Raw genomic sequence first — 20,845 nt, 5'->3', positions numbered from 1 at the left:
ACACATAAAAGTGCAGCCCCTTAACCACTTATCTAAACCCTATTAGATATCAAATTGAACGCTCAAAGCAGCCGTTCTCGGACCACCTATCCAGCCGCCTGAACCGCCAGCAATACCACCGATATAGTCTTCATCGAAAACATTATTTACTGTAAAGCGGAATTCATAACCCTGGAATACATCACCTAAGTCATCTCCAGTGACAGCAATATAAATATCCGCCACGTCATAAGCTTCGGCGCGATCTGTATTTTGAGGGTTTAACCAGCGATCGCCCACGTGCTTAGTAGAAAAGCCCGCGCGATACGCATCCTTGCTCCAATCAATGGATAGCACATACAAATCTTCAACTGAGCCAAAGACGGTATTATCTCTAAATACACCTTGCGCCTGTTCTAATCTTGTAAAGTCGGCATCAGAAACATTATCGCCAAACTCATTGCGGTCAAAGCCTATATAAGTCGAGTCATTATCGGTATAGGAAGCATAGAGCGAGAAATTATCATTTATATCCCAGTTAAAAGATAACTCCAAGCCTTCGGATTCAATACCGCCTGAGTTTCGATATTCGCCATCCTGCTGCTCTAGGAAGTCAATCCCAGTAACGCTATCAGGTGAAAATAATGTAATCCGATTTTCAAAATCAATTTGATATAAGGTCGCTGTGAAACTGAAACGATCGCCATTATAACGCACGCCTAAATCGAGGTTTTCTGCTGTCTCAGGTTCAATATCGTCAAGAGCTTGAGGATTAGTAGATAAATTCGCAGCTTCCAATACAACATCTTTAATTGCAGCATAGTTTTCAGCATAACCGGCAAACACTTCAATTTCATCTGTTGCTTGCCACAGAGCACCTGTACTGACTAAGAAATCGGAGTCAGAAGAAACTGAAGCAGAACCTGCTGCACCAATAAATTTATCTTCTCGCTCCACATCTACAAACCATTGCTTACCACCGAGACGCAACGTGACATCCGCTAAAGTTATCGCATCTTCTATGTAATACATCATAGTTTCTTGCGGATAAGAACGGTCATACTGAATCCAATACGGCGTATTATCGAAATGAAATGAAGACTGTGAATCTATAATTTTATGCCAATCCCTTGATTCGTAGCGAGTTTGATCTTCATACCAAAAACCTACACGTAATACATTACTTATGTCAGCAAATTCCGTTGCCCATTCACCATCGCCAGTAATACCAACACGAGATTTTTCGTAGTGTGTATGTCGATAAGAACCAACGGGAATTGCATCATCGGGAAAACATGCTGGATCAAGATGTAGGTTTGAACTTGAAGTTCCGCCGTAAGGAAAAGTTAAAGAAGAACAATCCGTACCGGGAGTAAGAGGTCTTCCGTCTCGAGTAACGTAACCAATTTGACCAAGGATGGCACCACCTCTTACGGTGTTGCCGGAAACAAGTTCGGAGTGAGGCGAGCCATCACCGTCATCAGTAACATCAACAACATAAGGAGGTACCCAATCACCGCGACCTTCGTTGTCATGATAATAAGGTGTGAGCTGTGCACTGAACGCGTCGTTAAATTCAAAATCAAAACGCACATAGGCAAGCAAATTTTCACGCAGCGTAGACCAAGCTGGACGGTATACTTGATCGAGAAATGGTACACCGGTCCAATCACCATTGAGGCGATCCCATTCAGGGTTTTGACGAAAATCCGCAAGAGTCACACGTTGATAGTTATCTTCTTCCGTATCATCGTAAGACAGATAACTTGTAATGGTCGCCCATGACTGCTCACTAATAAGCTTAACAGCAGCGTGAGTTCTATTTGTCTCTCCCGATTGATCGATCCAAGATTTCACATTGGAATCTGAAAAACTAAAATAAGCTTTAGTGTTTCCCCAGAATAACCCCGTGTCGTATCTAACGTAAAACTTTCTCGCATCAAAATCACCAAGTGAGGTATTAAAGCGCATACGCTCTTGGTCTTCTGGATCTTGTGTACGAAAATCTAATGTGCCACCCAGCGCTTCATGAGAGCGAGAAGCAATATCTGCAGTTCCTTGAGAAACGACGATAGTTTCAAGGTTTAGTGTATCAACATAACGGTTGGCTTTAGCACCACCACCGTAGTTGGAATTACCATTAGGCACACCATCTACGGTCATGCCAATTTGTTGCTCGTCTAAACTAATTTGAAAACCGCGAATTGAAACAGTGGTAGACCAATCATCAGAGCCAAAAACATCACCTTCATTAATTAAAACACCAGGCAAATTATCGATAGCCGCCAAAACACTTGTCAGCGTGGACTGTTGATCTTTCATTGAGTCAGATACGAGACTATTGGCGTAAGTGGTTTTCTGACTTAGTACAATAACCTCCTCAAATTTTGCTTCGTCACGTTGCTCCTGAGCAAAACTTGTGTTGCACGCCAGAACCGCGGCAATCGATACCGCAAGTGCAGATTTTTTATTTATCACTGAAGTGTCCCCAAATTATAACAATAAAGATTGATGGGGAGTTTGACGCCGCATTATGAAATTTTTTTGACTGTTTTTTGTAATTATTATGAATAAAAGCATAAAGCGCTTACAGTTAGCACTAACTTTTATTTTACAAGCAACGCTGTCTGACTACTTATATTAGGAGTTAGGAGTTAGGAGTGAAGCCTAGGGCCTATTAATCTTTGTTAACAGGCCACAATAACACGATGCTATTTCTCAGAGTTTTTAGCCTTTACATATTCATCATAACTACGACCCTCTATTTCCTTTTCAGAAGTACAGCTAGTGCTGTCGTTGGCATCGTAAGGATTATTTTTGAAGTTTTCAGCGCATTGATGAGAAGCGGCAGACTCGTATACTGATTTTTTTATCGTATGCTCGCTACATCCAAGCATAGAAATAAGAAATGTTACACTGACTATAAGGGCTTTCATTGTTCATCCTTTGACTTAGGAGCTATGCACATTAATTTAGCTTACTTTTTTCGAGAAACACACAGAGATTCGCGCTCCACCGTAGCGAGGAGAATCATCGATGACAACGCTTGCGTTATGCCAATCGGCAATCCGGCTAACAATGGCTAATCCCATACCATGCCCTTTATTTTGATCACTATTAGATCCGCGAACAAAAGGTTTGAGCACGTTGATACGTTGGTCTTCGTCAATACCTTTACCGTCATCTTCTACTGTAAATAGTAGTTTATCGTCCATGTCATTCAAGCTTAAATGAACTTTAGTATCAGCATAATTTATCGCGTTTTGTACAAGATTACAGACCAACATTTGCAGATACTTTTGATCACCGTCTATTACACATTCACCTTTGATATTGAAACTGACAAAACTGCGCACATCACACATTTGATCAGCGGAATATTGAATAAGTTCAGCAAAATTTATCTTTTCCATATTGAAGTTTATATTCGACTCGTCTAGACGCGCATATTGAAGGAGAGTATCTATCAACAGCTCCATTGCTGTTAGGTCATTTTCCAGACGAGCATGGTACCTTTCCCTCTGCTCATTGGTCTCACTTTCTGCCAGGGTTTCGATGCCAAATCGCAGCCTAGCTAAAGGCGTTTTTAAATCATGAGACACCGCTCGGCTAAGCAGTTTATTATCACTGAGCAACGTTTGAATTCTATCCGCCATACGATTAAATTCTATTTCAATTTCACTAATGTATGACATAGGACTTCGCTTAACTCGTGCTTGCAATTCACCAGCACCAAAGCTTAATGCTGTTTTTTGTAACACATTTAAGCGACGTATCAACGGGTACAGCCACATGAGTACAACAAAAATAACACCGGCATAGAATAACAATGTGAGAGTCAAACTTAGGGATATCTCGACGTCTTCAGCTTCGGATAAAGGCAGAATAAAAGCCATTACTTGATTTTGAGCGGGTAAATAAAAATGGAGAGAAACTTCATTATCTGTCTCTAACATCACCGGTTCGCCGTCGAGAAACGAGCCAATAAGTTCGGAAGGCAACGGCATGTCCTCACGCTCTAAAATGGCGAGCGAAACCGAGCTATTTAAAGGCCAATAACGGGCGAACATTGCAACATCTTGTTGTCGGTTTAACGTTGCCGCCAAAGAACGACCAAGAGACTCATAAATCATCAGCTCATTTGATTGGTGTCCGGTTTCACGCTCAAGGAGATAGTTATAATAATGACCGATGGCCCAGCCTAGACCTACAATGGTTAGTACAACCGCACAAATCAATGAAATAATGAGTTTACGCATATCACCAAGCGTCTGGAGCGAAAAGGTAACCCTTGCCCCAAACAGTTTTTATTTTAAATGGTTGATTTGAATCATCTAGCAGTTTTTTTCTTAAACGAGAAATTCGTATATCAATCGAGCGATCAAAACCGTCGTAATCAATGCCTCTCAATTGACTTACCAGTTCGGTGCGGCTGACAACTTTTCCTGCATTACACGCTAATAGCCAAAGGACATCAAATTCGTTAGAAGACAAACCAACCATTTCACCATTGAGGCTCGCAGTCTTTGATTGAGCATCAATGCTTAGAGCACCAAAAGAACGCATACTTTTAGGCGTAACCTCGGGCGCTCGTCTTAGTAGCGCTTTTATTCTTGCAAGTAAAACCCGTGGTTTTACCGGTTTAGTAAGATAATCATCTGCGCCTAATTCCAAGCCGAGTACTTCATCGGCTTCTTCGGTGCATGCTGTTAACATTAAAATAGGTCGGGCAAAGAAATTTCTTACCTCTCGGCACACATCAAAACCATTTTTTTCTGGCAACATTACATCTAATACGACAATATCTGGAACATCTGACTCAATCAGTTCTACCGCCGCATCTCCGCGATTGGCGACAGTAACAAGATAACCGTGGCCATTTAAATAATCGCTCATCCACTCAGATAATGACGCATCGTCTTCAACCAGTAAAATATGCTCTTTTGTGCTCATACGATTCCTTTACATTAAAATAAGCGCCAACCACTAGAGTTCTTGCGCCCCGTTCTATAAACCCACGACAGTGTTACCTTCACTTCTGCTACACTGTCATCAGTATCTTTGCGACGAATCGAAAAAGACTCACTAGTAGATGATTCAAATTTATACTCGAAATTGCTTCTCTCGTTTCCACTCCAACAGGCAAGAGGCTCATCTTTTGACTCTTGATAAAGACAAAAATCTTCACTACTCAGCATTTTCCATCTAAATTTTAATTTTTGATAACAGACCTGACCTTTATGCAAGGCAATGCAGCGAGTGGGTTTGACAGTTAATTTATAAGACTCTTGGATATCCCCGTTGACAGGGCAGGCAGCCCCGAACGCTATTAAAAATAGCATTGAAACGGTTCGACATGTAGTCTTAAGTTTTTTCACATTATGTCCCGTTAACTCCACTAACAACTAGAATACGTAGCTAATCGTGGTAGCAAATAAAACCTCATAATCATCGACAATTATAGGACTATCATCTGGCTGATCCGGAGTGTCGATATAGCGTAAAAATGATCGAAATACCCAGTTCTGACTAAGTGGGTAAACAACACCAACCTCAGTTTGTAACGTGACTGTATTGCCGGGAGAAAAGCTCTGAATATTCCCCGTCTCATCCTCGAGTGTCACCCCCCATAAATACTCATTAGTTACTTCAGACGCATAAGCTAGGCCGATAATCCCATGGAAATTCCAGTTGCGTATTTGCCAGTGACGACCAAGACGGGCGGTACTGGTAACGCCGTTACCACCGTGGACGTCAGTCACCAACCTATATTGAAAAACATAGTCGTCTAAATAAGCTGTCGCACGCAGGCCTGCGCCATTATAAAAAGTATTTTGATTTATGCGTAAGATTTGAGGGTTTGAAGGGGTTTCTTCCATAGAAAGGTAGTACTCACAGAGAAAAAAATCCTCTTCACTGACGAATTCATCTTGGAAGCAGAACCCTTCATCAAACATATCTTCTAAAGCTTCACCATCTTCATTAATAACACCAGAAAAGCTCGACACTAGAAGATCTATCGACCACATATGATTGTTCCAAAGTTGATAGCCGAAATTGATTCCGTCCAATGTGCCATCTACACCTTCGAAAAAAAATCCGTTATAACGATATGCACCGCCCACAAAGGCATAGTAATCGGTAACAGTATTGGATTGGCCGGGAATATCTTCGGGCAAATAGACAAAGTCAATGCCAGCACCCACTTCAAAATATCCGCCATTGCCTGGATCAGTTTCGCCTCCTGCCGCTCTTACATCTATGGCAATATCACTGGCGAATAATGATCGCGAGCACCATAGAAAAAACAGCAAAAGTAGTCTGATAGATACTTTCAAAAAATATCTCCTTCGCATTTTTCGCGGTAGCATTTTTGTGTATATGTATTAAACATCTATCGCACTATCGAAGCTGTACCAATTAGACCATAATATGTAACATAATGTAGCTTATTAGAATCGCAAACAAAACAAAGTCTAAATAATATCGCGTAGGTTTTGGCCTTTAGGATTCTTGGGTAGCTATCACTAACTTTTTTAAAGTACATATATGTTATCTTTCTATACTGTTAACCTAGGTTTTTTACACTAGGCTCTTTACATTAGGATATTAGCTTCTTCGGATAAGGCCCATCAATTTGATTAATTTACAGAACAGCCAAATATCTTACTAATATCCTAAGTTCTCTTATAATTTATTATTTATGTACTCATTAATTACTACCAAAATAGCATCGCCCAAGATGTATGATTGTCGTTATTTAGCTTAACGCTAAAATCAAATACATTGTTTATTAGTTTTCACTTATCTCATCTACACCAGTCGATACAAATATTAGCTTACTGAAAATAGCCTGCACTTATAGTATTTATCAAAGCCAAATTAACATACCTATAATTATCAAGGAGTTGCATATACTCAGCAAGGCCTGAGTATTAATAAATTGGATATCTCTAACATATTCACATTTTTAAATTCACAACTACTTAAATAAAGCCTCAAAATGAACCTATTGAGTTGCAGGTAAGCTCTCAAAAAACAACACTTAGCGTTAGCTCAGTAAAATCTTGCATTAACTAACATAAGATTTTAGATGGATATTGAGAAACTTTAAGCGACAAAAAACAGTAAGCCACTTGTCTAAGCACTCATTGCTTCTATCGTTTCTAGCGGCTGACAAAGCTGCTCTGAGTAACCACTTACACAAGTTAAGTGTGATACCCCTCATTCATCCTTCAAACATTTTTGTCAATGTCACATAAAACAGCCTTGGGAAAGTTTGCATTTACATTTATGTTACAAAAAAGTGCATTTTTATACATTTGAATTCACTTCTGTTTGGCGACATTATAGAACTCTCATTATACATTAACGCTTTACAGTACTTTACAAATAGCTATCACGTATTAGGAATTAAGTATGATCAAGTTTGTTGCCAGTATTCTCTTTTATTTTGGCGTACTAATCGCGCTTGGCGCCTGTGGAGGCTCATCTGATACACCAGAAACATCGCCCACACCAACACCAACTCCAGTGGCTCAAACGGATATTGATCTTAACAACATTCAAGCTACAGACGGCCTAATTCGCTTGCTAGGATCTGCTGGTGACGGCAGTTTTGGTGTGCCTGTGGCTGCAGGTTATGACGTCAATGGAGATGGCAACACGGATTACGCGATGGCATCCATGGTGGCTTCTCCCCAGGGGCGCTCTAATACAGGGCAAATAGCGCTGGTACTCGGTAATGGAACTATTAATAGCACCATTGATAGCGCTTCAAGCGGCAGTAATATTCTCACCTTTATAGGTGATGGTATACGTGAAACAAGTGGCTCGGAAATATGGATGGGAGATGTCACTGGAGATGGTTTAGGGGATCTACTGATTGCTCGCCAGAACTTTGCTGCGAGTTCCCCTACTCGTCCTGGAGCAGGAGCACTGAGTATTGTGATAGGCAATAGCCAATTAACAAACCTCGCGGCTAACCTAGATACTTTTGATTTACGCAACCCACCTGCAGGCATCAATATGATTACCTTCATTGGGCCTGCCAGCTTGGATCGTTTGGGGATATGGATGCGCGTAGGTGATATCACAGGTGATGGCATTGAAGACTTTGCAGTAGGAGCAGATCAAACAAATATTCAGGGCACAAATAGCGGTACAGTCTTTGTCGTCCAAGGGGGCGCGCACCTCAATCAAAATATCACCGTTGATCTCAATAATATTGCCGCAAGCGGACTTTCTCCGTATATAGCTACCGTCAACCCACCTGCCAATGCAGCTAATTATCATTTTGGAGCCACACTCAATATTGCAGATCTTGATAACAATGGTCGCGCAGAATTAATCGTAGGAGCAACCGTCAATCGCGCAGGCGCATCAATTACCGCCAATGGCGCACCCTCGGGCAGTGCTCAGGGCAGAGGGGGCTTTCCAAAGGGGCGTTTATTCATCATTTGGGATGACAATTTTCCAGCCAATTGGACTGATCTCAGTATCACTGCCGATGGAAATGCCTCCGGTTCGATAACGGACATACGAGGTGGTACCAACAACATATTTGATACGGATTCATTCGGAGAAGAAATCATCGGTGGCCTCGACTACGATGGCGACAATATGGCGGATCTATTTATCGGCGATATTACAGGGGATACCTCGGATCATAATAACGCAGGTTTAGGCTTTGTATTCTTTCAGGCGGCTAATTTGAAGGACACAAGTTTTACTATAGATAACCCACCATCTGGCTTACGCCTAACCACTATCCTTGGGCCTGAACCCGGCGCAATATCAAGCGATACAGCTGCCCATGGCGATTTCGATAACGACGGCATCGATGACCTTGCGATCGCTTCTCCTCACGCCAATCCCGCTGGCCGCGCAAGTGCTGGCGCCATGCATATTTTGTGGGGCCAAAGCACTTGGCCCTCTACTATCAACTTGCAAGATGGTCTGCAGCCAGCGAAAGATACCTTCAATATCACTAATATATTAGGCGCTAATGGCACGAGAGGCAGCGACATTGGTGATACTCTTGGTTACAGTGCAAGTGCGGCAGATATTGATAATGATGGACGTGTAGATTTAATTATTAATGAAATGCTCGGTAATGGCAGCAACATTAACGACGTAGGCAATCTTCTCGTGATCAGTGGGGCTCTATTGGCTCAAAGAAAATAGCAAATACAATCAGCTCCATGTATTTAAGCCGCATACATAGCATTTTATATGCGGCTTAAAGATAGACTTACTTAATTTTTGCCGTGGTTTGACGCGCAATATCTGTAATTGCCTGCCAATTTTTACTCTTAACAGCATCCTGTGGAACCAACCAAGTACCGCCGACACACCCCACATTTGGCAGTGCCAAAAAGTCGGTAAAGGTATCGATCGTTAAGCCACCTGTAGGACAGAAAGTCGCTTGAGGTAGAGGGCCACCGATGGATTTGAGCAAAGGCAATCCGCCGACAGCGACTGCAGGAAACAACTTAAAGCACGTTAAGCCTAGCTCCATACCCAACATAACTTCCGATGGAGACGTCAAGCCTGGTAACAAATTTACATCAAGATCTTGTGCGGCTTTAATTAGGTTTGGTGTAAAACCCGGCGATACTGCAAAGTCCACACCGATACTGGCGACGTCCTTCAAGTTTTGCTCATTAATGACAGTGCCGACACCCACTAAAATATCACTACACTCATTTTTTACTGCGCGAATAGCATCCAGCGCTGCTTCTGTTCGCAATGTGATCTCAACAGCCTTAATGCCCCCTTCTTTTAAGGCATTTGTAACGGGTACAGCATCAGCTACATCGTTGATAACAACGACTGGCATAACCCCAATAGGCTCTAAATATTCTTTCGTAATTGCCACAATATATTCCCCAAGATAATTCGTTACTTAATATTCCGCGTCAAAATCAAAGATCGTTGCGCCTTTTTGTGATGTACCAGCTATTGCCCTTAGTCCACCGAACAGACTCCGTCCCAAATCTTGGGTAATCTCTGTTTCACATGCCTGCTCACGACCGTTAAGCTCTTCATCGCTAAGCTCAACTTTCACTACACCGGCATCGGCATCAAAATGCACAATATCGCCGGTTTTGACTCGGCTTAGAGGTCCGCCCAGTTTAGCTTCTGGTGACATATGAATAGCAGCAGGCACCTTTCCTGATGCACCGGACATGCGGCCATCTGTGATTAGCGCAACTTTAAAGCCACGATCTTGCAATACTCCTAAAGGAGGTGTCATTTTATGCAGTTCAGGCATGCCGTTAGCACTCGGCCCTTGAAAACGTACAACGGCAACGAAATCTTTATCTAACTCTCCGCGTTTAAATGCGTCGATAAGATCATGCTGTGATTCAAACACAATACACGGCGCGGTAACTTTGCGATTTTTCGGCGCGACAGCCGATATCTTAATCACACCCGTTCCTAGATTACCTTTCAGTACGCGCAAACCACCCTCTTGATCAAACGGGTTGGTCACCGGGCGCAATACCTCCTCGTCTTTAGAGTCTCCGAAGCTATCCCCCCAGACTGCCTCACCCTTCTCATTTAACTCAGGTGCTTTCTCATAGGCCTCTAAGCCCTGTCCCATAACATTAGTAACATCTTCATTCAATAAACCACCTAGGCGTAATTCTTTAACCAGATACGCCATACCACCGGCGTTTTGGAAGTCATTGACATCCGCTTGACCATTTGGATACACGCGAGCAAGCAAAGGCACTACCCGAGATAATTCATCCATATCCTGCCAAGTAATCTCGACACCGCAGGCTTTTGCCACCGCAACAATATGTAAGGTGTGATTTGTCGATCCCCCCGTCGCTAACAGGCCGATAATGGAATTAACAATAGACTTTTCAGTCACCACATCGTACATCGGACGGTAATTACCCGCTGACTGGGTACATGCGATAACATACTTAACTGCGGCCTCAGTAAGCGCGGTTCTCAGCTCTGCGTTGGGATTGACAAATGATGCGCCAGGCAACTGCACACCCAACATTTCCACCATCATCTGGTTAGTATTCGCAGTACCGTAAAATGTGCACGTACCCGGGCTGTGGTAAGACGCTGTTTCCGCTTCTAATAGCTCTTCTTGTCCAACTTCACCCGCTGCAAACTTTTGGCGAACACGCGCTTTCTCTTTGTTTGGAATACCCGTATGCATGGGGCCTGCGGGAACAAAAACCGCAGGAATATGGCCAAATTGCAATGCGCCTATCAACATCCCCGGCACAATTTTGTCACATACTCCTAAGAACATATTGCCATCGAACATGTTGTGACTTAAGCCAACCGCAGTCGCCATCGCCACCACCTCACGACTAAACAAGCTCAGCTCCATACCTGGTTGACCTTGGGTCACACCATCACACATTGCCGGAACACCACTAGCTACTTGCGCACTGCTCCCCATGGAGCGCGCCATTTCTTTGATAATATTAGGGTAAACTTCCAGCGGTTGGTGGGCTGATAGCATATCGTTAAAAGAGGTTACGATGCCCAGATTGGCGCTTTGCATCAAGCGAATCGTCTGTTTATCCGAACTACCACAACCTGCATAAGCGTGAGCCAGGTTGCCACAAGATAAGCGTTTTTTGGGAGGGTTGCCATCCATAGTTTGGCGCATCACAGCAAGGTATTTTTGCCGCGAATTTCGACTGCGGTCGATAATACGCTGCGTAATGGCTTCAATCGTACTGTTCATATATATCTCAATTAATTAGCTCTTGTAAAAGACATTGAAGGCAGTGAGGCCTTCGCGATCAAATTAAGCAACCGGCAATTACTTGGCTGTGGTTGCACATCAACCGCTTGGTTTTTTCGACAGGTTATTTCAGTGCATCAACAGCCCTACAGAGGCTTTTGCCGCGGGTATAGACCATCAAAATCGCACCAAATTAACCCACAAAAAGAATTTAAAGCACCAAGTTGTGCCATTCTCGCCCACCTCTGGCGATCAACACATCCGCGCCAGGAGGGCCAAATGAGCCGGCCATATAGCCTTCAGCTTTCATGCCAGTTTCTTTCCAGGCGGCAAATATTTGATCGACCCATTTCCAGGCAGCTTCAACCTCTGCGGCACTTACAAACAATGTCTGGTCATTACGCAATACATCGAATAATAGACGGGAGTATGCGTCATGCTTTTTCACATGATTAGCACCACCAAAATGAAAATCAAGGCAACCGGACTCCAGCGGAATACCAGCCTCTAGCCCAGCAACTTTGTTCATAATTCGAAGGCGAATCCCTTCATCTGGTTGCAACCTGATCACCATGCGATTCGGTTTATGCTCAAGATGGTTTTGATTGAATATCTGATGATGGCTTTGTTTAAACTGCACCACAATCTCAGAGTGACGAGACTGTAAACGCTTGCCAGTTCTTAGATAAATAGGCACGCCAGACCAACGCCAGTTCTGAATCTCAGCTTGCAAAGCAACATAGGTTTCCGTTTGACTATTAGGGTCAATTTCGTACTTATCTGACTCTTCTTCCAGGTAACCCGGTACGCTAGTACCGTCAACTACACCATTACGGTATTGTCCGCGCACGGTATATTCCTTGACGTTTTCAGGCGTAATGGTTTTAAGACAGTTTAAAACCTTTAACTTTTCAGCTCTTACACTTTCTGCATTCAACACAGCTGGAGGTTCCATGGCCAGTAAACACAAAACCTGCAACAGGTGGTTCTGAACCATATCGCGGGTAGCACCAGTTTGATCGTAAAAGCTCCAACGGTTACCCACACCTACAGACTCAGACACGGTGATTTGCACGTGATCGATATATTTAGAGTTCCATAACGGCTCAAAAATATCGTTGGCGAAGCGCATAGCAATTAAGTTTTGCACTGTTTCTTTACCGAGATAATGGTCGATACGAAATAGCTGTTCTTCGGTAAATACTCGCGCTAGTTCATCGTTGATTGCCAAGAAGGACTCCCGGCTTTCACCCAAAGGTTTTTCTACCACCAAGCGGGTTGTGGGTTTTGCTAAACCACACGCCTCAAGTGACGAACATACGTTGCCAAAAATATTGGGGGGAATTGCCAGATATACCACCAGCTGATTACCCTCTCCCAAAAACTCTTCCTTCACTTTTGCCAGCGATTCTGGATTGGTTGCATCTCCTTGGGCAAAGACTATTTTGCTAGAAAAAGCCTGCCATTTTTCATCTGAGTACAATGCTTCAGAAACATTTGCTTGCAACCATTCTTTTACTTTTGCTAAAAACGCAGTTTGCTCGTTCGCCGTACGAGCCATGCCAATAATTTGCACGTTCTCTGGCATGCAATCGTTGAGCTCAAGGTAATATAGAGATGGGTATAATTTACGAAGTGCGAGATCCCCGTCGCCCCCAACTATTAGTAGGTCTGTATTCATAGATCGAGATACCTTGTCATTAAAATAGCTATATAGCACGTTTACGTCTTAGCATGACGCGCATTAATAAAGTCGAGCCGCTATTGATTATAAGAAGTCTAAGCCACATACTTGGCCCTAAACCTCTATAATAACAGCTCTTTATGTACATAAAGCATCATAAACCCTATGCAAAACGCGCAGCATTCTATCATCTTTATTGAGTCATTGGCGTAATTGGACGCGAGATTATTTTGCCAGTGGCAAGGCTTTCCGAACATCCTCATCCTAATAAGGGTTAATTTGAAACAAACGTTTGACGATATTGCACACAATTTGAATCCACTTTAAACATAAGCTTATGCTCCAATGAATTGCTATGCAGTTATTGTTGGCCTCCCATCACTGTAGATAATTCTCTCTGGATTTTAGTCTGAGGCAAATCAAATAAGACTGCACAAAAAGCCAGTTCAGTTGCATTTTCAGCGACGATTGCGGATAATCTCGCTCCCAAAATCTTTGGATCAACTACTCAGGAAACTGCCATGCCACGTATCGCAATTAACGGCTTTGGCCGCATCGGTCGAAATATTCTCCGCGCAATTTACGAACAAAATGTACAAGACGAATTTGAAGTCGTCGCTATTAATGATCTCGGTTCACCGGCAATTAATGCTCATTTACTTAAGCACGATACTGTTCACGGAACCTTTAGCTTTGATGTCGAGGCGAGTGAAGAAGGTATCACTGTAGCGGGTAACGAAATTAAAATTCTCGCCGAACGCAACCCCACTGATTTACCATGGGGTGATATGAATGTGGATATTGTGTACGAGTGTACCGGGCTATTTGTTGCTCGCGACAAAGCGGCCATGCACTTGCAGGCAGGTGCTAAAAATGTGCTGATTTCTGCACCGGGTAAAGAAGTTGACCTCACTGTCGTTTATGGCGTAAACCACGAGAGCGTTACTGCTGAACATAAAGTTATCTCTAATGCTTCATGTACAACAAACTGCCTGGCGCCGATGACGTATGCTATTCACAAAGCCATCGGTGTTGAAACAGGCTTGATGAATACCATCCACTCTTATACCAACGATCAGCGTGTTACCGACTCCTATCACTCTGATATGCTACGCGCACGCGCAGCTGCACATAATATGATACCTACCAAAACTGGCGCAGCTGCGGCAATAGGCCTAGTTATACCAGAACTTAAAGGTAAATTAGACGGATTAGCAGTGCGAGTACCCACGATTAATGTTTCTTGCTTAGACTTCACCTTTAAACCTTCCCGAGCAACCACTGCAGAAGAAGTGAATCAAGTGATTTCTGAAGCAGCCGAGGGGCGCTTTAAAGGCATTATGGACGTTAACGCGCTGCCGTTAGTTTCTGGCGATTTCAATCACAATCCAGCCTCTTGTATTTTCGATCTCAGCCAAACTCGCGTTATTGGTGATCAGGTAAAAGTATTGGCTTGGTACGATAACGAATGGGGCTTCTCAAATCGTATGCTCGATACTAGCCGTGTAATTTTTGCCGCTAATAACTAAATCGAATGTGATATAGATGTACTCAGAAGGAGGCTTAGGCCTCCTTTTTTATGCCCAGATCAATTCATACCTTTGCCAATACTGCGAAAATAGGTATGCCATAGAATAACGCTCCGATAGCTGTGCATATTCAGCTACTATTCACGCCGCCGCCATTACCCTCTAAACCCAAGCTTAAAACAGATATAGAGGTGATAATGATAAAACTTGCTGCTACGCCGCTACTGGCATGGATGCTGATTTCCCTTTCATCCTTCACTCATAGTAAAGAGAATTTTTTTACTGCGACCTATAGCGCTCGCTACAGCGGTATGGATATTGAACTGACCCGATCACTAGAGCAGCTTGATAATCAGAACTATGTTTATCAACTAGAGGGGAAAGCGCCGCTTGCTAGACTTGAGGAAAAAAGTCACTTCAAAATTGACAACCGCACCCTAGTTCCCATAGAAAATACCTACCAGCGAAAGATACTAGGTGTTGGGAAAAAACAGCAACTTACTTTCGATTGGCAAGCCCAGAAAGCTTTTTACAAGCAAGATAAATCAGCAAAAATAATCACTCACGCATTGCCTGAGAATACCCTCGACCCTTCACTCTATCAATTAAAGCTGCAAATGGATCTGCACCATGGCGAGACGGAGCTCGAATATAACTATATTCAAAAAGAATCGTTTAAATCCCGCCGCTTTGAAATAATCGGTGAGGATAGTTTTACTCTAGGCGATAAGACATATCCCATTATAGTAATAAAAAGACATAACCCTAATAATAACGGGAAATACACCGAAATTGGTTTGATACCTGAATTATTCCATCAGATTGCTTATATTCGTCAGGTCAAAGATGGCAAGCAACATGAAACACGCCTAACTCAATTTATTCACGACCCTAAAAACATGACAAAATTATACTCTGAGGTCAGAATCCGTTAATATTAAATGTATCGATAGGTAACACAAAGATATTAACAGCCTTATGCCTCAAAACACCGATCATCTTACTGTTGTTTTTTCTGATATTGTTGGCAGCTCGCAACTCTACGCCTCATTGGGTAATGAGCGAGCCAAGCAGAAAATAGACGAAGCTATTCAGGCTATGTCTGACATTATTGTTGCCTCACACGGGCAAATAATTAAGACTATCGGCGACGAAATCATGTATGTTTACGCCGAGCCTGATACCGCATGTGAAGCCGCTGCGCGCATGAATACTGAGTTAAAGGCTATACACTTTACTCTGCGTACAGGAATATGCTTTGGCAAAATTGTTCGAGCAGAAGATAACGATTTATACGGCGATACTGTTAATAATGCCGCCTGTTTGGCAAGAACAGCGCAAGCAAATCAAGTGCTTTTGGATTCCAATACTTATGCCAATCTTTCTTTAGCACGTGGACAATGTGAGTATTTCGATCGCATTACACTCAAAGGTCAGTCAGAACAGTCACTAGTATATCGTTTGAATTGGGAACAAAAAGATACCAATGCGTTTGACGCGACAATGGTAGTTACTAAAGCTATATCCGCAGCTAACGGACTACCAACAGAACTACAAGTCAACTATGGCGGCAATACCTATTACGTTGATACACATTCACGAATCAGTATAGGTCGCGACTTAGGTGTAGTACAAATCTGTATTAAACATAAAAATGCCTCGCGCAAACATTGCTCCCTATCTTATCGCCATGGCAAATTTATTCTCGAAGACCATAGTACCAACGGCACCTATCTGCTGCAGGATGGCCAGAGCGAAGTTTTCCTAAGGAGGGAGTCTACCCCCCTACTTACTAATGGCAAGTTCAGTATCGGCCAACCCTGCGGCATGTCAGAAACAATCTTGGAGTACCAGTTAGATTAAAAGGCGTCGGGTCAAAATAAATAATTAGAAAGTAATTTATTCTACAAAATAATATCGAACTAACTTATGTCTCACTTACTTCTTCTTTAGACAACCTTTTAATACTACGTACTAACGTGACTTTTTCACTCAGTAAGAACTAAACTGCGACCTTGTGAAAGCGATTGTCGAATGGGAATTAGTTGCTGATATTCAGGCGAATAGTACCAATTATGGGCCTGTTGAATTGTCGGGAAACTTATAAGTATATTGGCAGAATAACAGTTCCCCAAAAGGCATTTACTCGATTTATCTACCGTTGAAGTTGTGCCACCATGAAACGCCACCAGCTGTGCAGTCTTTGTTTCGTACTGATTCCTAAATGCTGTTATGTTAGCAACGTTTAACTCACCGATAAAAAAATGATTTTCTTGCGCATCAAAATCAAATAACGGTAAAACAAGCTGAACTGAGGAAGAGTAAGAAAGGTCACTGAATGCAGCAATAGATATTTGGGGTTTGATTTTTTTAAAGGATTTATTAGCTCTTTTTTTGTTAGGGAATCGAATAACAATATTCACATCTCTACATGTATTTTCCAAACACGAACTCGATCGCTGCAATCCACGTGTTAGAATTTCACCTTTATTATTTTTAACATTTTGTTCAAGCTTCGTCAGGAATGCTTCATACTTGCTGACATTTCCAACATTGAAACGAATAAAATGATATATGCTGTCTTCTGTGGCTTTTCCAGCTTGGCAGAAATTAGTCATGAAAAGCACAAGTATCGCAGCGGCAGTTTTAAGTTTGAGCATTACTATAGTTTACCCCCTCATTAATTAAATTAAACTTATTTAATAAGACTAATCTAATATTCAAGACCGAATCAATAGGATACGTGACCATCTAGATAAAATAGTCATCTATTGCAATACATTGGAGTAATCAAATGCCGTCGATAGATTTTAGCGGCGTTGAGCTGATATTGGTATTATGAAGATGCTACGAAATATATGTATGATACGCTATCAGAATGAGCATATATAATGATAAAAATTTTTAACCTAAATACTTAATGATAAAACAAAATAATTAGTGTGATACTACAATCAAAGAGTGGCAGATAAAATACGTTCAATTAAGCCAATGAAAAACAAAACTATTATTAAGAATATCTTAGCCATGTTTGCGTTAAGTGTAGGCTTCACTTACTACACGATAACTTTTACTACGCTTTTGGATAGAGAAATAACCTATGCATTAGGATTTATCCTAGGACGAGCGATAACTAGTCCCTTATTGTCGCTAATAATTATTTATCTGCCAGTATTGCTATTGCGGGGACGAGAGTCGGAGCTAAATAGCGTATTTTATAGTATTTGGTGGTTGTTATTTTTAATACTCAATGCCTTATTCTTGTTACCTAATTTTGGGGCTTAGAGGCTTTTTATCCTATATCCGCTATTACAGAATCACGACTACTTTTTTGGGTATATTGATTACACTAAAAAAACATCTCCAAGCCACCCTTTCGCTCTAACAGGGAGAGAGCTTCACAAAAATACTCTCCTTCTATCAACTTTATCCATAAAACGACCAACATTTCACATTATTTGATTCTAGCTTTCGATAATAATAATTGTCGGAAGGAGATAAAAATGAAATCGGTCATATTATCACCAAGCAGGACTTATTTACGGCAAATCGCTGCCGCCGCCTGCTATGTTTTGATCGGTTTTACATCTTCCTTTGCACACAGCCAGAATGACTTCTACCTAGATAGAATCGAGCACTTCGGTATACAAGAAGATGACTTTGATCAAATGCACATCATCCCAACATCTATGATGGAAACAGATACTCTTTTTCTCGCCGCTAAATTAGAACGAGATACATCCATGAGTATGAGCCAGAGGCTTATGAATAATCGTTGGTTGCTGAACGACAAGAAACACTCATACTCAGGCACCGAGGCGCTGCGGCGTTATCTAAGGCTATACTTTCTGGCAAACTGGAAAAGCAAGTTTAAGTCGTCTGAGAATAAACGTGGAATTTATCTACCAGCGACCAAAGTGCCAACAACTTCGCAGTTTACCAGCCTATCAAATTATCAGCTCAAAGTGTCAGACGACAAATTCAACCTTCGTTTTAAGTATAAATTTAAGTAAAGAGCGCCTCTAATAATTGGCTTTGACCTCTAAGCAAGTCTGGCGCACTCAACTTAAACATCGCGAACAACCTATTGCAGAATCAATTTTTTGCAAATGAAAACAGAAAACAAATTCAATAACAAAAAATAGCAGCGGATCTAAAATAAAAATATTAAGCCAAATAAAACTTAAGCATAAATTATTAGCAATTTTACAAACAACGCCCTTACTTAAGAAAGATTGTTATTCTTCATACATTTTTCAAAAATCAAACAAGATCCGTCCCATAAGGGTAAAACATATTCTGCTATGCTTTGGTCGCTATTTTTGAGATCATCTATTTTTATCATTCTACTAAAAAGGCCAAACTTTGACCAACACGCTAATGGTGCATACCTTACCGAGTGCATCTCTTTTAAAGCGTTTACTCGCATTCACTTACGATCTGTTTATTTTGCTTGCTCTTAGCATGGGGTATTCTGCTCTTGCCACCCTCTTTATGGTAGCTATTGGAATCAATGACTCTGGTGACTACCAACCCATGCATAAAAGTTATTGGTTTGGCTTGGGCTGGATGTTTAGCATGATCGCTTTTTATTGGTTTTTTTGGATGCGCGCAGGCCAAACCATCGGCATGAGAACATGGCGTCTCAAATTAGTGAGCAGGCAAGAAGACAGTATTTCACACGGTCAGTGTTTAGTTCGCATATTAGTAGGGCCCATATCCCTGGGCTTACTGGGTGTGGGCTATCTATGGTGTCTAATCAATAAAAATAAAGCTGCTTGGCATGATATAGCGAGTAAAACCAAGGTCGTACAGCTGCCAAAACCGCCCAAAAAGAAGTAAGTTATTGGGAACGCCTAACCAGCACTACCCCCACCATAAAACACATTAAAATGGGAACGCAGACGGCCACTACAGGAGAGAATCCCCAGATAATGCTGGAGGGCCCTAGCAATTTTTGGCTCATCTGAAATATTAATCCAACAATAACACCGATAAATACACGAAAGCCCATAGTTACTTGGCGCAGCGGCCCTAGAATAAAAGAGATAGCGATCATCACTAAGCTTAGGGTCGCCAGTGGCTGCAATGCTTTCTGCCAAAAAACCAAACGGTGTTCACTGGCATCTAGGTTCTGCTTACTTAAGTACGAGGCATAATTGTAGAGTTTCTGCATAGGCAAATCTTCTGGTGAGGGTACCAGAACATTGAGTAAAGAAGGTGATACTTCCGAGCGCCACATACCGTTAGGCTGAGATTCCATCTCAATGCCATCACTGTTGAAGTGGGTTACCTTAACATTTTGCTCAAACCAATAGTCCCCTTGATAAATAGCAGACTCAGCAAAACGCGCCTGAGACAGTTCACCATCATCATCAAAACGAAAACGGGTGACACCAAATAGCTTACCGTTTGGCAACACGGCATTGAAGTGCATGAACTCATTGCCTTCTCTATTCCAAACGCCGCGATCACTTTCCAATGCTCGTTGATGCCCCAAAGCCAAAGCCCTCTGACTTTCGGCATATTGATTTGAATAAGGCGCTACATACTCGCCAATCAGCGCACCTAGGATGATAAAGATGAACACCGGACGGAATACCGCCCAAATAATTTGATTAATCGAAACACCCGCCGCTCTCATTACCACCAATTCACTGGAGCTGGCATGTACACCCAAGCCAATTAAGCAGCCTACCAAAGACGACAGGGGTAAAAATTCGTAAACACTCGAAGGGATTTTTAAGGCGATATAAATGGCCGCTTTAGAAAAGGTATAGTCACTTTGCAAATCACCTAATTCGTCAACTAGACCAGCAATCACATCAAGGGCAACAATCACCAACAGTACGGTAAGAATGGCTTCCCATACAGATCGCCCGATATATCTTTTCAAATGTCTCATATACGTTAACTATTCTCGAA

The 20,845-nt window shown here is 42.1% G+C and carries 17 protein-coding genes; 6 read left to right on the top strand and 11 right to left on the bottom strand.

What is annotated here, in order from left to right; genetic code table 11:
* Positions 1–42: 42 nt before the first annotated feature.
* The 6 genes from BVC89_RS10260 to BVC89_RS10235 form a co-directional block, all read right to left on the bottom strand.
* Positions 43–2,457 (bottom strand): TonB-dependent receptor, encoded by a 2,415-nt coding sequence (locus BVC89_RS10260; protein WP_245929368.1) that lies wholly within the window; start codon positions 2,455–2,457, stop codon positions 43–45.
* 233 nt (positions 2,458–2,690) lie between these two features.
* Positions 2,691–2,915 carry a hypothetical protein gene (locus BVC89_RS10255; RefSeq protein WP_086931106.1) on the bottom strand — a complete coding sequence of 75 codons (225 nt, stop codon included), beginning with the start codon at positions 2,913–2,915 and terminating at the stop codon, positions 2,691–2,693.
* A 36-nt stretch (positions 2,916–2,951) separates the two neighbouring features.
* The gene (locus BVC89_RS10250; protein ID WP_086931105.1) at positions 2,952–4,238 is read right to left on the bottom strand and encodes an ATP-binding protein; all 1,287 of its coding nucleotides are present in this window, start codon (positions 4,236–4,238) and stop codon (positions 2,952–2,954) included.
* Between the two features lies 1 nt (position 4,239).
* Positions 4,240–4,932 (bottom strand): response regulator, encoded by a 693-nt coding sequence (locus tag BVC89_RS10245; RefSeq protein WP_086931104.1) that lies wholly within the window; start codon positions 4,930–4,932, stop codon positions 4,240–4,242.
* Between the two features lie 14 nt (positions 4,933–4,946).
* Entirely contained in the window at positions 4,947–5,357 is a 411-nt protein-coding gene (locus BVC89_RS10240) for a DUF3019 domain-containing protein (RefSeq protein ID WP_158657874.1), read from the bottom strand.
* Between the two features lie 27 nt (positions 5,358–5,384).
* The gene (locus BVC89_RS10235; protein ID WP_158657873.1) at positions 5,385–6,317 is read right to left on the bottom strand and encodes a MipA/OmpV family protein; all 933 of its coding nucleotides are present in this window, start codon (positions 6,315–6,317) and stop codon (positions 5,385–5,387) included.
* Between the two features lie 1,081 nt (positions 6,318–7,398).
* Between BVC89_RS10235 and BVC89_RS10230 the strand changes: the two genes are divergently transcribed.
* On the top strand, positions 7,399–9,165 hold the full coding sequence (locus BVC89_RS10230) for a hypothetical protein (protein ID WP_086931101.1): 1,767 nt from the start codon (positions 7,399–7,401) through the stop codon (positions 9,163–9,165).
* A gap of 67 nt (positions 9,166–9,232) precedes the next feature.
* Here BVC89_RS10230 and eda read toward each other — a convergent pair whose 3' ends face one another.
* From eda to zwf, 3 genes are all read right to left on the bottom strand, one after another.
* Positions 9,233–9,859 carry a bifunctional 4-hydroxy-2-oxoglutarate aldolase/2-dehydro-3-deoxy-phosphogluconate aldolase gene (eda, locus tag BVC89_RS10225; protein ID WP_086931100.1) on the bottom strand — a complete coding sequence of 209 codons (627 nt, stop codon included), beginning with the start codon at positions 9,857–9,859 and terminating at the stop codon, positions 9,233–9,235.
* Positions 9,860–9,886: 27 nt separating this feature from the next.
* A complete protein-coding gene (gene edd / locus BVC89_RS10220; protein WP_086931099.1) occupies positions 9,887–11,707 on the bottom strand; it encodes a phosphogluconate dehydratase in 1,821 nt (606 codons plus the stop codon).
* A gap of 211 nt (positions 11,708–11,918) precedes the next feature.
* The gene (gene zwf, locus BVC89_RS10215) at positions 11,919–13,388 is read right to left on the bottom strand and encodes a glucose-6-phosphate dehydrogenase (RefSeq protein ID WP_086931098.1); all 1,470 of its coding nucleotides are present in this window, start codon (positions 13,386–13,388) and stop codon (positions 11,919–11,921) included.
* A 524-nt stretch (positions 13,389–13,912) separates the two neighbouring features.
* Here zwf and gap point away from each other — a divergent pair.
* The 3 genes from gap (at position 13,913) to BVC89_RS10200 (ending at position 16,783) form a co-directional block, all read left to right on the top strand.
* A complete protein-coding gene (gene gap / locus BVC89_RS10210; protein WP_086931097.1) occupies positions 13,913–14,920 on the top strand; it encodes a type I glyceraldehyde-3-phosphate dehydrogenase in 1,008 nt (335 codons plus the stop codon).
* 197 nt (positions 14,921–15,117) lie between these two features.
* Entirely contained in the window at positions 15,118–15,855 is a 738-nt protein-coding gene (locus BVC89_RS10205) for a DUF3108 domain-containing protein (protein WP_086931096.1), read from the top strand.
* 43 nt (positions 15,856–15,898) lie between these two features.
* Positions 15,899–16,783, top strand: a complete 885-nt coding sequence (locus BVC89_RS10200; protein ID WP_086931095.1) for an adenylate/guanylate cyclase domain-containing protein — start codon at positions 15,899–15,901, stop codon at positions 16,781–16,783.
* Between the two features lie 125 nt (positions 16,784–16,908).
* Here the strand turns inward: BVC89_RS10200 and BVC89_RS10195 are convergent, their stop codons facing one another.
* Entirely contained in the window at positions 16,909–17,580 is a 672-nt protein-coding gene (locus tag BVC89_RS10195; RefSeq protein WP_086931094.1) for a DUF1330 domain-containing protein, read from the bottom strand.
* An 843-nt stretch (positions 17,581–18,423) separates the two neighbouring features.
* On the opposite strand from BVC89_RS10195, the gene BVC89_RS10185 reads away from it, so the two are divergent.
* Together BVC89_RS10185 and BVC89_RS10180 are read left to right on the top strand one after the other, a co-directional pair.
* Complete coding sequence (locus BVC89_RS10185) at positions 18,424–18,933, top strand: hypothetical protein (RefSeq protein ID WP_086931092.1); 510 nt, start codon at positions 18,424–18,426, stop codon at positions 18,931–18,933.
* Positions 18,934–19,285: 352 nt separating this feature from the next.
* Positions 19,286–19,762, top strand: coding sequence for an RDD family protein (locus BVC89_RS10180; protein ID WP_158657872.1), 477 nt, complete (start codon positions 19,286–19,288; stop codon positions 19,760–19,762).
* 1 nt (position 19,763) lies between these two features.
* Here the strand turns inward: BVC89_RS10180 and lptG are convergent, their stop codons facing one another.
* A complete protein-coding gene (gene lptG, locus BVC89_RS10175; protein ID WP_086931090.1) occupies positions 19,764–20,825 on the bottom strand; it encodes an LPS export ABC transporter permease LptG in 1,062 nt (353 codons plus the stop codon).
* Positions 20,826–20,845: the final 20 nt, after the last annotated feature.

This window comes from Agarilytica rhodophyticola, from assembly GCF_002157225.2.
In the GTDB taxonomy this organism is placed as follows: Bacteria; Pseudomonadota; Gammaproteobacteria; order Pseudomonadales; family Cellvibrionaceae; genus Agarilytica; species Agarilytica rhodophyticola.
Note: the sequence above shows the minus strand (reverse complement) of the source record. Positions and strands in the feature narration are given on the sequence as shown.